This window comes from Maribacter antarcticus DSM 21422 (assembly GCF_000621125.1).
GTDB lineage: Bacteria > Bacteroidota > Bacteroidia > Flavobacteriales > Flavobacteriaceae > Maribacter > Maribacter antarcticus.
In genome coordinates this window covers 1-12,970 of record NZ_JHZC01000007.1, presented here as the reverse complement: position 1 = coordinate 12,970, position 12,970 = coordinate 1, and the positions used below count along the sequence as shown (strand labels likewise).

The 12,970-nt window shown below is 37.2% G+C and carries 14 protein-coding genes and 1 tRNA gene; 6 read left to right on the top strand and 9 right to left on the bottom strand.

The features are described 5' to 3' along the window. Positions 1–151 precede the first annotated feature (151 nt). Entirely contained in the window at positions 152–841 is a 690-nt protein-coding gene (locus Q360_RS0106925; protein ID WP_036195378.1) for a DsbA family oxidoreductase, read from the top strand. A 126-nt stretch (positions 842–967) separates the two neighbouring features. Here the strand turns inward: Q360_RS0106925 and Q360_RS0106920 are convergent, their stop codons facing one another. The 6 genes from Q360_RS0106920 to Q360_RS0106890 form a co-directional block, all read right to left on the bottom strand. Then, positions 968–1,738, bottom strand: coding sequence for a UDP-2,3-diacylglucosamine diphosphatase (locus Q360_RS0106920; protein ID WP_211251585.1), 771 nt, complete (start codon positions 1,736–1,738; stop codon positions 968–970). A gap of 42 nt (positions 1,739–1,780) precedes the next feature. Beyond that, complete coding sequence (locus tag Q360_RS0106915) at positions 1,781–2,230, bottom strand: 6-pyruvoyl trahydropterin synthase family protein (protein WP_027076437.1); 450 nt, start codon at positions 2,228–2,230, stop codon at positions 1,781–1,783. 74 nt (positions 2,231–2,304) lie between these two features. Further along, positions 2,305–3,627 (bottom strand): PHP domain-containing protein, encoded by a 1,323-nt coding sequence (locus Q360_RS0106910; RefSeq protein ID WP_245603208.1) that lies wholly within the window; start codon positions 3,625–3,627, stop codon positions 2,305–2,307. A gap of 716 nt (positions 3,628–4,343) precedes the next feature. After that, positions 4,344–5,111 carry an enoyl-CoA hydratase/isomerase family protein gene (locus Q360_RS0106900; RefSeq protein WP_027076434.1) on the bottom strand — a complete coding sequence of 256 codons (768 nt, stop codon included), beginning with the start codon at positions 5,109–5,111 and terminating at the stop codon, positions 4,344–4,346. Between the two features lie 230 nt (positions 5,112–5,341). Next, positions 5,342–6,670, bottom strand: a complete 1,329-nt coding sequence (locus Q360_RS0106895) for an MATE family efflux transporter (RefSeq protein WP_027076433.1) — start codon at positions 6,668–6,670, stop codon at positions 5,342–5,344. A gap of 9 nt (positions 6,671–6,679) precedes the next feature. Further along, complete coding sequence (locus tag Q360_RS0106890) at positions 6,680–7,180, bottom strand: GNAT family N-acetyltransferase (RefSeq protein WP_027076432.1); 501 nt, start codon at positions 7,178–7,180, stop codon at positions 6,680–6,682. A 52-nt stretch (positions 7,181–7,232) separates the two neighbouring features. Here Q360_RS0106890 and Q360_RS0106885 point away from each other — a divergent pair, with 52 nt between their 5' ends. Both Q360_RS0106885 and Q360_RS0106880 read left to right on the top strand, forming a co-directional pair. Continuing rightward, positions 7,233–8,030 (top strand): universal stress protein, encoded by a 798-nt coding sequence (locus Q360_RS0106885; RefSeq protein ID WP_027076431.1) that lies wholly within the window; start codon positions 7,233–7,235, stop codon positions 8,028–8,030. 51 nt (positions 8,031–8,081) lie between these two features. After that, positions 8,082–8,158 (top strand) — tRNA-Ala (locus Q360_RS0106880). A 682-nt stretch (positions 8,159–8,840) separates the two neighbouring features. On the opposite strand, the gene Q360_RS0106875 is transcribed toward Q360_RS0106880, so the two are convergent. The 3 genes from Q360_RS0106875 to Q360_RS0106865 form a co-directional block, all read right to left on the bottom strand. Then, entirely contained in the window at positions 8,841–9,308 is a 468-nt protein-coding gene (locus tag Q360_RS0106875; RefSeq protein ID WP_027076430.1) for a Fur family transcriptional regulator, read from the bottom strand. Between the two features lie 152 nt (positions 9,309–9,460). Next, on the bottom strand, positions 9,461–10,186 hold the full coding sequence (locus Q360_RS0106870) for a hypothetical protein (RefSeq protein WP_156950038.1): 726 nt from the start codon (positions 10,184–10,186) through the stop codon (positions 9,461–9,463). Positions 10,187–10,585: 399 nt separating this feature from the next. Next, positions 10,586–10,939 carry a DUF6686 family protein gene (locus tag Q360_RS0106865; protein ID WP_027076428.1) on the bottom strand — a complete coding sequence of 118 codons (354 nt, stop codon included), beginning with the start codon at positions 10,937–10,939 and terminating at the stop codon, positions 10,586–10,588. A 442-nt stretch (positions 10,940–11,381) separates the two neighbouring features. On the opposite strand from Q360_RS0106865, the gene Q360_RS0106860 reads away from it, so the two are divergent. The 3 genes from Q360_RS0106860 to Q360_RS0106850 form a co-directional block, all read left to right on the top strand. After that, positions 11,382–11,729, top strand: a complete 348-nt coding sequence (locus Q360_RS0106860; RefSeq protein WP_027076427.1) for a hypothetical protein — start codon at positions 11,382–11,384, stop codon at positions 11,727–11,729. A 2-nt stretch (positions 11,730–11,731) separates the two neighbouring features. After that, positions 11,732–12,427, top strand: a complete 696-nt coding sequence (locus Q360_RS22650) for a class I SAM-dependent methyltransferase (protein WP_051554615.1) — start codon at positions 11,732–11,734, stop codon at positions 12,425–12,427. Positions 12,428–12,459: 32 nt separating this feature from the next. After that, positions 12,460–12,970: flavodoxin (locus Q360_RS0106850; protein WP_036195376.1), on the top strand; the 511-nt coding region annotated here is incomplete at its 3' end.

Below are 12,970 nucleotides of genomic sequence, written 5' to 3'. Positions count from 1 at the left end.
CCCAACATATGTTAAACATAAGAACATAGGCACTATCATTCCATCCTACATATTTTTTGCTTGGACTTCCATATTACATTGAAGTAAACCTATCTTTTCCTTTACCTGTTAGTTTTCAAATAAAGACCAGACTAAAAGATAAATTAAAAAAATGCAACAAGAACCTATAACGATAGCTGTAGTCTCCGATGTGGCTTGCCCTTGGTGCTATATTGGAAAACGAAGATTAGAAGCCGCTTTGGCGCAATGGAAGGGTGCGCCTGTGGAAGTTACATGGCATCCGTTTCAATTAGACCCCACTATTCCTGCTTCAGGGTATGACCGAGATGTGTATCTTACTTCTAAATTTGGTGACTTAGAACAAACTAAGACTATGACCGACCGTATTGCACAGGTTGGCGCAGAACTGGGTATCGATTTTGATTTTGGAAAACAATGGTTAGCGGTAAATACCTTGCCTTTGCACCAATTGTTGCATGTAGCAGGGGAAGAAGGGTTTAAGGAGCAACTAAAAGAACGCTTCTTATTTGCTTATTTTACAGAAAACTTACACTTGAATAATGTGGAAATTTTAACTACGATAATGACTGAATTTGGTTGGGATTCCGAAAAAACACAAGGTATTATTGGGGATGATAATATTGCTTATATAGTAAAGCAAGAAATTGCTCACTACCAAAAACTAGGTGTTTCGGGCGTACCTTTTTTTATTATCAATAATAAACACGGTATTAGTGGAGCACAGTCTAGTTCCGTTTTTCTAGAAGCATTCCAGCAAGTTGCTCCAGTGCGTGTTTTTGAAAATGGAGAAAACTGTGGTATTGATGGCGAGGATTGTTAGTACATTTCGCTCGTGACCCCCTCACTTTTAGACACCAATATTTTATTTATTTTTTGGTTCAAAGCATTAACAAATAGGGCAAGACATTCGAGAGGTAAGGTATTTGTTCTTTAATTAAATAGTATTTTAATCTGTTTTAAAGGTTTCTAGACGTAGTTGTTCTCCATCAAAAACGGCATAGGTGTAGTAATTTATCCAGTCACCCAGATTCGTGTATCTAGATGTTTCGGTAAGTTTTATTTCCAAGGGAAGATGTCTATGACCAAAAATAAAATGATTGTAGTGTTGGGTATCTAGTTTGCGTTTGCAATACTGCACTAACCATTCTTTATCCTCACCTAAAAATTTTGCGTCTTCGTCGCCTGAAATAAGCTTATTCTTAACGGATAGGTATTGTGCCAGCCGAACACCAATATCTGGATGTAACCAACGGAACAGCCAGGTGCAAAACGGATTGGTAAACACTTTTTTCATTCGTTTGTAGCCATTGTCCTCTGGACCAAGACCATCGCCATGACCAATAAAAAAAGAGGTGCCGTTTATCGTATATTGCTGTGGCTTATGAAATACAGGAATATTGAGTTCTTCTTCAAAATAACCGTTCATCCATAGATCATGGTTGCCTACAAAGAAATAAATGGGTATTCCGGAATCTGAAATTTCGGCTAGTTTACCTAAGGTCCTTGTAAACCCTTTGGGGACTACGGTTTTATAATCTATCCAAAAATCAAATAGGTCGCCGAGCAAAAAAATCGCACCTGCATCTTTTTTGATTTCATCCAACCAAGCCACAAACTTTTTCTCACGAGGAAAACTTTGCTCCATAGTAGGTGCACCCAAGTGATTGTCACTGGAGAAATATACTTTTTTTCCTTTTGGTAGCGTAATGGTTGTCATCAGTAGTAAAGATAATAATTCCCCTTTTGGTGATTATGGCACTTAGTTATCGCTGCCGTACCACTCGGCAAATGAGGTTTCCGTTTCCTGAAGCCTTAAAGAATGTAACTTGATGTTCTTTGGTAATCTAGCGATTATCTTTGCTGAAAAATCAATCACCATATTTTCGCTTGTAGGCTGGTAATCTGCTAGGATAACACTGTGGCCGCGATTGGTAAGTTCTTTTGCCAGTTCTATATGCGGCGTGTTTTTATTGAATACGGTGGAGTGGTCGAACTTGTCTACAATTTCTTCCTTTACAATTTTTTTCAAATCAGTAAAATCTATGACCATTCCCAATTTCACATGGGAAGTATCGGTGATAGGTTGCCCAATTACCGTTACAGAAAGTTTATAGCTATGTCCGTGTACATTACGGCATTTTCCGTCATATCCATACAGGGCGTGACCGGTTTCAAAACTAAATTGTTTGGTAATTCGAATATTGCTCATAATCAACTATTGAGCCGTAAAGGTAGGGATTCTTTAAAACGAAATTGATAATTTACCTGTGTTGATCTGCTGTTTTATTCGGTGGGTGTTACCGGTTGAGACCAAGCCATTTCATATCGTATATTTTCTATAGGGTTTTCTTGCAACTTGGAGGATGTAACCTTACATCTTGCAAAAAGCAAATCTTCCGTAATTTCAAACGCTGCTACGGATTCATTTACTACGCTCAACGTTTCAGTCTGGGTTTGGCCTTTTTTACATCCAATAAAGCTTATTTCATAGGTAACACCAAGCTCTGGTTCAATCTCAACAGAAATTGTATTGTTCTGGTAGGTCAAGGTTTTAAGTTCGACACCGGTGCTGGAGTAAAAATTTCCTGATTCTAATGAATTAATTAAACTTACAGCAGAGAGTGTATCTGCTTGCACCATTACCCAACCTCTTCCTGCATTACTCCATGATTTTCCTTTATTGTGATAATGGTGCGAATCGTCTGTTGCAAGCCCATACATCAAAGGTTTGTCGTTTTTCAAATAGGATATATTGATAAGGTCCCACATTTCTTCAGTAGAGATACGCGTGGAGTCACCCATATTATGAACAGCGGGATGCCCATTGTATACTTCAAAAAAACGTTCCCCCTTTAATGAAATCATATCATCAAGGGTAATACTGTAATGAAAGTTAGGGTGATTGATGTGCGGTATCATAGGAACACCGGTTCTCTTCCGCTGTTCAAGAACTTGATTTATATTATTTTGCATCACCTCTGCAACGTTCGCACCACCCATAGGTTCTATTTTTTCTTGAATGTTAGTCGCATTCATATGAATGGGCTTGTCTTCATATTTGTCAGTGATTTCTTCTGACCTGATTACTAGGAAGGCTCCTTTCTCTTCTAGTTTATCCCGGTATTCTTCATAAGCTTTCAACTTTACTAAAGTTTTTCCTGAGTCTATTTTATATTCTACCCAATCTGGACCATAGGCCCTAAGATAGTTTTGAAAAGAATTTTTATAAATTGAATCCTCCCGAATAGTCACCCATTTTTCACCGTCAGCAATGGTGTTGTGGTCAGATAAGGCCATAAATTGATACTCGCGGGACTTGTACCAATCTAGAATTACTTCCGGAAATTCGTCTCCGTCACTCCAATAGGAATGGGTATGCAGGTTTCCCTTATACCAATTTTGAGCGGTCTCCGTTTGTGTTTCGGGCTTGGTTTCGCCACAACTTATGGCTACCGTCAATAGCAGTAAACCAAGCGTATTTTTTATGTTAAGGATTTTCATGGGTTCGATTAAATATAATTCATCCTTAAAGGTAGGACTTTTAAATAGTATTTTGTTGTAGAACATAACTATTGCAGTACCCACAATAGTGTAATAATGTAACACGGGTTTAGCGTACGGGTAATTAGTATGTTAATTGCGGGTGAATAGACCCTTCTCTGGCAAGGCTCAATAATTTTACCGATTTATAAAGAGCAAGCATGCTCCGCCTATAATTAAAAGTGGTCTTGCCATCCTAAGTAAGATAACGCACCAACGATACAATACCCAGAAAGAAAGAACCATTAGCTGATATGGATTCCGGCTATCGTAAATAATTTTTACCTTTTCGTCCATTTCATACCGAGCTGGCTTACTATTTAGACTACTGGTGAAGTTGCGTAGTTCTTGAGAACGGTTTTTAAATTCGAATATGGGTGCGTACAAGGTTCCATTTTTTCCTTGAGCTATTTTATGGGCTACCATGTCTGCAGGAGTTCGTTCCCCTTAATTCAATAAGTCTTGGCTTTTTTTGGTAATATGGTCACGCTACATAGGCTAGAACAGAACCTAGCGCAAACAAAACGGAATAAAATAGTATCCAAACCTGCATTTTTCTCCTATGCATTTGTAGTTAACGTTTGTAACGCTTCTTATTCCTTATTCTACCACCTGCATAAATAACAATGATAATAAGAGCAAGTATTGGTAATATAAGATCGCTATTTAGAAAATTTAAAATATCCATGGTACTGTTCAGTAATTTAATGTTCAAACGGTATCAAACCCTTTTTTAGTATGAGCAGGCAGCTTCTGTTTTTTGTTGGTTGTTAATGGCAAGCCTATTTTTTGAACTTGGAAAGTGCGTTTCTTGTAAACTCAGATAGGACCAAGCTACCTGTAATTTTAGCTCTTTCTGGTAACAGCGTATCCCAGTGGTCGGTATTGTTCCAAAGTGCTTTTTTCCATTCGAATAAGGCAGATGGATTATAGGTAGAAAGTTTTTGTGTGAAAAATTCGATTTCTTTGTCCAGCGCATCAATCCCTTCAAAGACTTTAGCGTAGAGTCCTTTTTCCTTAGCCCAATACGCATTTTTCCATTCAGTAGGAGCTAGGGACAATTCTGATAGTGCAGCGGCACCTATTTTACGTTCCACTGCTGGAGCAATAACCAATGGTGCGATACCAATAGAAACTTCTGATAATTTTATAGAAGCGCTTTCTACCGCAAACACATAATCACATGCAGAAGCCAATCCTACACCGCCGCCCACGGTTTTCCCCTGAATACGACCTAGAATCACTTTTTTACAACGGCGCATTGCATTGATAACGTTGGCAAAGCCGCTAAAGAAAATTTCGCCCTGTTCCAAGTTGGACACCTGTATCAATTCATCAAAAGAAGCCCCTGCGCAAAAGGCTTTTTCTCCTTCGGATTTTAGAACGATCATGGTAACTTCGTCATTATTGGAAAGTTTGTCCAATTCCGCTGTTAACCTATTAAGAAGTGCTAAAGTAAAAGAATTACTTGCCGGATGGCCAAACTCCACCGTTGCGATTCGGCTTTCTATTTTGGTGTAAAGACTGCCGTTGGGTCTGTCAGTTGTCATGTTTTTAGCGTTTGATGTTGGATACTCGATGTCTATTTAAAGTACAAAGTTAAAAACTAAGTACGTCATTGCGAGGTAAGAATCAATCTATTTCATTGTACTGTTGTGGCCCCCCAAAAGGGTATACACTTTTATAAGGCAATTATCAGGACAGATTAAGCGCGTATAGATGTACAAGGAACTCCTAAAGCATTAGACTGCGCCCAGACTGCTACGTGTTTAAAATACCATTACGAAAGTAATGGTCTAAACTTCCTTCTGAATTTCCATACCAGCGCACCACCTCTAATAAGCATCCAAACAGAAAAGGCTATCCATATTCCCGTAAGGCTCCAATCCATATACTTTGCAAAAAAGAGCATCGGCACAAAACCGAGGAAGGTTGCGGTCAGAAGGGTATTTCTAAGATAGCGCATTTCACCCATTCCTTTAAACAATCCATCCAAAACAAAAGCTACGGTATTTATGGGGAGTCCAAGTATTACTATAAAAAAGATGCCATAAAAGGCTTCGAGAACTATAGTTTCTTTTGAGAAAAGCGAACCAATAGGATAATAAAAAGCAAATGCTAAAACCATAAGCACAAGGCTGACGCAACTGCCGTAAATTATAATTTTTTTGGAGAGTTTCCATAAACCATTATAGTCTTTTGACCCTAACAGTCTTCCGCCCATGATGTTTCCGGCTGCGCCATACCCATCAATAAAAAAGGCAGAGAAAAGCCAGATATTTATGGCAATCGTATGTGCGCCGATATATTTATCACCCATTGCGGCAGCTTCTCTAACTGCAAGTATTAAAGCTGTATTTAAGGCTATAGCCCGGACAAAAAGGTTTAGGCTCATCACAACCAACCTTCCTAGCTCTTTGTGCACAGGAAAGGTTAGCTTAAGACTGATATTGGTTTTGGTGACTAGCAGAATAAAGGCCATAACCGCCATTACTCCTTGTGCGATTAAACTGGCATAGGCAGCACCCTCCAAGTACATGGGCGCTATCCATCCTTCTATGCCAAAAACTAGCATAAAATCTAAAACAACATTCAAAACGGCACCGACAATGGCGATGACCATAGGCCAATAAGTGTTTTGAAGTCCTCTAAAAATACCCATGACTGCAAACACGAACAAGGTTAACGGAAAGCCCCAAACCCTTATACTGTAGTAGCTAATACAATACTGTAAAATTTTCCCGGATGCGTTTAGTAATTCAAAAATCTCTTCAATGATAAAAATAGTGGATAAGAGAATTAAGATACTTAGTCCAATATTTAAATAAATAGCTTGTGCAGGAAGATTTTTTATTTCGTTTAATTTACCAGCACCCAAGTATTGGGATATAATTGCTGAAATAGCACTTCGGGTCTGACCTAGAATCCAAATGAGCATGGACAAAAAAGACCCTACAATACCTGCAGCGGCCAAAGATTCTAATCCGTTTACAGGAATATTTCCAACGATGGCCGTGTCGGTTATAGATAATATCGGCTCGGCAATTCCAGCAATAGTGGCAGGAACTGCAAGCTTATTTATACTTTTAAAATTGATTGTCGTGCTCAAGAATAGTTGTTATAGTACCAATTCATAACAATGAAACGGATGTTCGCTTTGATTGGAGAAATAGATATCGGCTAATTTTTGGTAGCCCCTTTGCTCGTAGAAGCGTTGATTGCGTTTGTTTTGGCTAAAGGTATCTAATCGGACCGAAGTAAACTGGTTGCTGCGGGCGTGATTTTCCCCAAAGTTTATTAATTGTTGTGCAAACCCCTTTCCTTGATAGTTGGGATGTACAGCCAAACGGTGTATGTAGAGATGGTTGCCATTATCAGTTAACCATTTAACTGGAATGTATTCGGCATCTATTACAATGGATAATACAATACATCCGACTAGCCTATCATTTTGCTTTAGCACATACAATTCCTTGCGTTTAATATCGTTTATAAATTGCTTTTCATTTGGATATTCCGTGGTCCACTGATAAATACCCTTGGTTTCCATAAGTAAGCGGCATGCATCACATAGTTTAAGAATATCTGGAATTTCGCATATCTTTGCAGGTTCAATCATAAATTGAATTCAATTTAATTGTAAATTTAGAGTAATAATCAATAAACCAACTATGACTAATATTCTTGTTCCTGTCGGCACCTCTTCGGACGCACACGAAACCCTGCAATATGCAGTAGATTTCGCTTCGGATTTCGGAGCTCGTATTTATGTAATGGAAGTATTTAGTGCAGTCTCTAAGGCAGGCACCTTGGCTAATGTTACAGAAAAAATCGCAGAAAGAGGCAAGGAGCGTTTAAAAGGCGTCATCGCTAAAATAGAAAAGAAAAACGTCGAGATTAAAGTGGTTACCTATAATGGGGAATTGGTAGATGGCCTAAATGATGTGAATAAAGAGATGGGAATAGATCTTATAATTCTAGCGCCTCGCAGCCATGATATTCAAGAGGAACTGTATTTGGGCGCTACATCGGGTGGTATTATTAAACGAACCGACATCCCTGCGTTGGTTGTACCCAAAGGGACAAAATACGCAAGTTTTAAAAATGTATTGGTGGCGTTTAAGTCGGGTATATTGAAACGAAAAAGGATATTGGACCCTTTGGTACATATTGCCAGTAAACACAGATGCAAAGTAAATGTACTATTGGTAAAAACGCCGGGTTACACAGATGACGACCTTAAAGTAGATACTGCATTAATGGATATTAGTTCTGAGTTAAGTATCACGGAGAATGCCACTACTTACCAAGGTGTTTTGCAACATTTTGAATCGAAACAGCCAGATTTATTATGTGTTTTTAGGCGAAAAAGAGGATTCTTTAAAAAATTATGGGAGAAGAGCACGATTTTAAAATCAGAGTTTTCCGCTTCGGTTCCTGTATTAATTTTAAGCGTTAAGAAAGATTAAGATTACTTTGATAGCTTGCTAAAAAGCATTTTCTTTGTTCAAGCCAAAAAGGGGGGATTAGCTCAGCTGGCTAGAGCGCTTGCCTGGCAGGCAAGAGGTCACCGGTTCGACTCCGGTATTCTCCACCAAGGATAGCAGGGCTTTCAAGAAATTGGAAGCTTTTTTATTTTAGCATTACACACTGATTTTAAGTATTTCTTGTATTATTCAAGTCTATCTGCATTAAAACCAATTAAGCCTTTTTAGATAATTATCGGTGCCAAAACTAACACTTGGAATCCTTCGAATATTTTAAATTTCGGGTGCTCAATAAGGTGGTTATATAAAAAAATGATAACTAGTCATGAAAAAACCTGCTCTTTAGGAAAGCTATTGCTCGCTTCAGATTTTTTAAGAGTACTTAAATTTTTTATTATTGCTAACCGTAGAATAAAGATGATAGAAGGAAATCGAATAACGTTAAGAGGGCACTTCGCAACTAATGGTAAAACCTATAAGCATAATTTAAAGTAATTATTTCTTAGCCTTTTAGGTCACTTGAAAAATATTAACTTTTACGGAAGATGTATTCTGTAAAAAGCAAGTTTACTTGTCTTTGGTTTGAAAAGTCCAGATAAAGGTGGGCTTAAATGTACTAGATCAATTAAGTTGAAATAGGTTTAACTAAACATTAGAGCGATACTTGGGTTTTTAGATACTCTATTTGTTATTCCAAATATTAGGTCAAGACTTTATTTAAAGTTAGTGTTGATTATATCAGACTACTTTTTTAGGATTAACAAGTGTCTAAAAAAAACCAACCTATTTTACTCAACTAGCCTGTTTGTTATCTGCTTCGGTATTCTGATTTTTGGTGCCATAGAAATAGAGCGAATGGTTATCGATTGTAATATCAAAAATTTCCTCAATCGTTTTCTTTATCGATTCTATTCGTGGATCACAGAATTCGAGTACTTCTCCCGTGTCGGTAAGAATAATATGGTCGTGCTTTCTATCAAAAAAGGACTTTTCATACTGTGCATGTTTACCGCCAAATTGATGTTTTCGAACTAGACCACTCTCTAAAAATAAATCCATAGTGTTATAAAGTGTCGCTCGGCTAACCCTAAAATTATTGTTCTTCATATGAACATAAAGGGAATCAATATCCAAATGTTCATCAAGACTATAAATCTCTTCTAAGATAGCATACCTTTCTGGTGTTTTTCGGTGTCCGTTTTCTTCTAGAAATGCAGTAAATACTCCCTTAATAATATTAAAACTACTTATACAAGCCATAAAACTTTTTTTATAAAATTATATTTTTTTGTAAATTCTTTTTTAATGAACAGTTTCACCATGTAAATAAAATAAACTTACCGCTGTTGTTTGGGCTTTTTTATTCCCTTCCTTTTTGTGGGTAATTAAGTTCATGTGATTTGCTCGTGAGCTTACAAATTTTTGAATTCATATTTTTTTGAGATTAGAGGTAAATTAAAAATAAAAGGAAAGCCAAAAAGGCGTTTAGACGGATTCAGATTAAAACTAAAGCCATTCATTTCTCCAGTTCCAAGTAGTAAATTATTGGCGTCTCCAGTTTCAGAATCCGTATGTGAATACTCATGAAAATCTATCCCCGTTTCTAAAGCGAAATCTGTTGATATATAGTAAGTGATACTTGGGCGAATACCAATCGAATAATTGTTGGACGTTTGCTGACCAATAGGCTGACCTGTGTTTTGGTCGGTCCTATCGCTAACTGCGTTAGCGTAGTTTGATTCTCCCTGAAGATAGAAAGCTAACTTTTTGCCAACGGGAAAAAAGCGTGTAACATAAGGTGCTATAGCTAAGGTATTTGTTACTGTAGAATTCGCATTATTGATCGTAGATTGCGCTATAAACGAGTTTTCGGTGTTTTGAAAGCTGTACCTAAATCTTAGGCCGAGGATAGTATTTTTAGCAATCGTAAGTCCGATATTTGGTAAAACGGCAAAGATTACGGTTTTGTTTTCACTGATTAATGGTTGGTTGCCCGCAATATTCTTAAAGGTGTTAAATGTAAGATTACCCCCAACACTCCATGTTTCTGTTGGAACGGTTAAAGTGTCTTCCTCTAGCTCTTTGGCATTACCGATTACTACAGCAAAGAGGGTTGTAAGAAAGAGAATTTTTTTCATGTTATAAGCCTTTAATCTTATTGTGATAATATCAAGTATCATTCCGTAAAATCAGAGTAAATGTGAATTGACACTAGTTTAACACTTCTACTTCATCAGGTTAGGCGAGTGACCTCGTTCCCTCTTCGCAGTTGATGAAACAAAACCAAATTTCACGTTAAGCATCGCTGTAAAACACTATGAATTTTAATATTATGAACCTACAGTCTATCACTTGCGGCTAGTTCTTTAGCACATCAGTATCGTTTTTTAAATGTCAATCTCTATTCATTACTAATTGTCATGTACGGAGGAGCCCAATTGTTCTTCGAACCCTCTCCTTAGAGAAATAAATTGCCGTTAATATCTTCATAAGGTTGCTTAATGTGTCTATTTTAATTCTATAGTAGTGCGGCTGCTTCAATTCAAATACTGTACATAATCGATTTCCGATAAACTAATTGGGGCATCTATTTTATCGTTAGTTTCAAATAAAATCGCCTTGAGAGAATAAAGTTCCCGTCTATTGAACACCATGGCTAGGTTTTGTTGCATGGTCTGTATGGGTATCTTGCGTTTTTGCAGCACACGATCGTTTGAGGATTCCCAGTATTCGATATTAATATGTGTAATGAATTTTTTAAAGCATTCCATTTCGGACTGTTTAAATTCTAGGTAGATATTATTGAAATATAGATGGTAGATATCACATGTAGAACAATAGGTAAGTTGCCCATCTTTATTTTTAGATAACGTACATACTTTATGGCACATGCTCTTAGTTTTATAAGTTTATATTATTATAATTTTCCTTCCCTTATCTGAATATATTGCTACTATTAAGTAAGAATCTCCCTTTGCAAAAGGTGATTTTTAAGATGGCCAAGTCACTAAGTAAAAAACCAATTATACTGTTAAATTGCCCGATTACAGAACTTCATTTAATAGTGTAAGAAACTTTTACCGCCAGATTAAAAAGAGAGTGGCATGTAATGCGCCATGCCACTCCCCAAACTAACTCAACTTAAGTAATACCATCTTTTATGAAAAACCGCTTCAACCAGCGAGCCAATGTCAGTAGACCTACTGTGAAAGCATAGATTAAAGATGTATGGCTATTTCATTATTAAAATAGTACATGTTAAAAGTATTAAATTTATTTAGATTAAATATAAATAGTAGTATTTTTATGTGGAAATAAAATAAATATAATTTCATGGATCTTATTTACAAGAATGATTACGGTGCAACATATCGTATAAATAACAGTCAGAATCCAGAATGTGAAATGCAATTGGTAGTAGATACTGTTGGCCTTTTTATGTCAAGAGCTGATTTGGTATATTTATTGGGTATTGTTCAAAAATCGCATGGGCCGTGTGGTTGTTCTGAATGTGGTGGAAAATGTGATAAGATTTGGTGTAAGAATCCATTGGTCGATATCTGCCTGAAAGTTGACGAACCAATTTTACACAGGATGGAGGATTTAATAAAGGGTACTCAATTTGCGTTGAATATGGATGCCACGTTAAAGGAGAATAATGTAACATCAAAGGATTCTTAGCAATGGTAGTACCCTCCAATACTGCAATCCTAAATCTCGCAGAACAATTACGCTGTCCAAAAGGGGAGGCAGGTAAAGACCTAGGTAGTATTATGTATGAAAGTAATAAGGGGATGATTATTGACTCTATTACTGCGCTACGGATTAAAGACAAGAATAGAATACTGGAAATAGGCCCTGGTAGTTGTACCCATCTAAATGTTCTCTTTAGGCAAGCAGCAAACCTACGTTACTTTGGATTGGAAATTTCTCAAGTAATGGTGGATGAAGCTAACAAAATCAATTGTAAGTCCGTAAGCGATAGAATAGCCTTGTTTTTAAGATACGATGGAATCAAGATACCATATGTACATAATTTCTTTGATCGGATTTTGACGGTAAACACTATTTATTTTTGGCAGGACCCCAAAGCTTTTTTATGTGAAATCTATAGGGTGTTAAAACCAGATGGTATTTGTGTTGTAACTTTTGTCGAGGGATCGTTTATGAAAGACAAGCCGTTCGTAGATGAATCTTTTGGCCTATACGATATTGCCAAATTCGCTAATCTAGTTTCAGAACAGCATTTTAAAAGCCTGGACATTCAGACAAGAAACGAGGATGTAAAGGACAAGACTGGTGTAGTGGTAAATAGACCATTTTTAGTGGCTACCCTTCAAAAAGTGGCAAAGTACAAATCAGAAAAGGAGGATTCCTAATCATTATGTTTAACAGACCAAGATAGAAGGATATGGAAATCGATAGAACTAAAATTGGGCTAGTGTATGGAAGTGATACCGGTGCTACTGAGGAGATTACGCACGCTATAGTTCAGAAATGTGAATTTTGGGAGATTGATGTACAAGCGGTTTCAAAAATCGACACTTCTTACTTTGAACAATACGACTTTATCATTTTGGGTTTATCCACTTGGTACGACGGAGATTTGCAAAGTGACTGGGAGGACTTTTTTGAGGATTTCAAAACCGTTGATTTCACAAATAAAATTATTGCAATCTTCGGTCTGGGTGATCAATTCGGTTACGACGATTACTTTATCGATGGTGTAGGTATGCTTGCTGAATTTGTTCTTAAAAACGGAGGGAGAATAATTGGGCATTGGCCATCTGAAGACTATGACTTTTCAGCTTCCAAGGCATCGGTAGACCAAGATACTTTTTATGGCCTCGCCTTGGACGAGGATAACGAATCACATGCTTCTGAAGAACGTATCAACAGATGGACGAAACAGCTACACACAG

What these genes read in the sequence shown, in the direction of transcription:
- Q360_RS0106925 (WP_036195378.1), top strand. Translation starts at nt 152, where the DNA reads ATGCAACAAGAACCTATAACGATAGCTGTAGTCTCCGATGTGGCTTGC.
- Q360_RS0106920 (WP_211251585.1), bottom strand. Translation starts at nt 1,738, where the DNA reads ATGACAACCATTACGCTACCAAAAGGAAAAAAAGTATATTTCTCCAGT.
- Q360_RS0106915 (WP_027076437.1), bottom strand. Translation starts at nt 2,230, where the DNA reads ATGAGCAATATTCGAATTACCAAACAATTTAGTTTTGAAACCGGTCAC.
- Q360_RS0106900 (WP_027076434.1), bottom strand. Translation starts at nt 5,111, where the DNA reads ATGACAACTGACAGACCCAACGGCAGTCTTTACACCAAAATAGAAAGC.
- Q360_RS0106890 (WP_027076432.1), bottom strand. Translation starts at nt 7,180, where the DNA reads ATGATTGAACCTGCAAAGATATGCGAAATTCCAGATATTCTTAAACTA.
- Q360_RS0106885 (WP_027076431.1), top strand. Translation starts at nt 7,233, where the DNA reads ATGACTAATATTCTTGTTCCTGTCGGCACCTCTTCGGACGCACACGAA.
- Q360_RS0106875 (WP_027076430.1), bottom strand. Translation starts at nt 9,308, where the DNA reads ATGGCTTGTATAAGTAGTTTTAATATTATTAAGGGAGTATTTACTGCA.
- Q360_RS0106870 (WP_156950038.1), bottom strand. Translation starts at nt 10,186, where the DNA reads ATGAAAAAAATTCTCTTTCTTACAACCCTCTTTGCTGTAGTAATCGGT.
- Q360_RS0106865 (WP_027076428.1), bottom strand. Translation starts at nt 10,939, where the DNA reads ATGTGCCATAAAGTATGTACGTTATCTAAAAATAAAGATGGGCAACTT.
- Q360_RS0106860 (WP_027076427.1), top strand. Translation starts at nt 11,382, where the DNA reads ATGGATCTTATTTACAAGAATGATTACGGTGCAACATATCGTATAAAT.
- Q360_RS22650 (WP_051554615.1), top strand. Translation starts at nt 11,732, where the DNA reads ATGGTAGTACCCTCCAATACTGCAATCCTAAATCTCGCAGAACAATTA.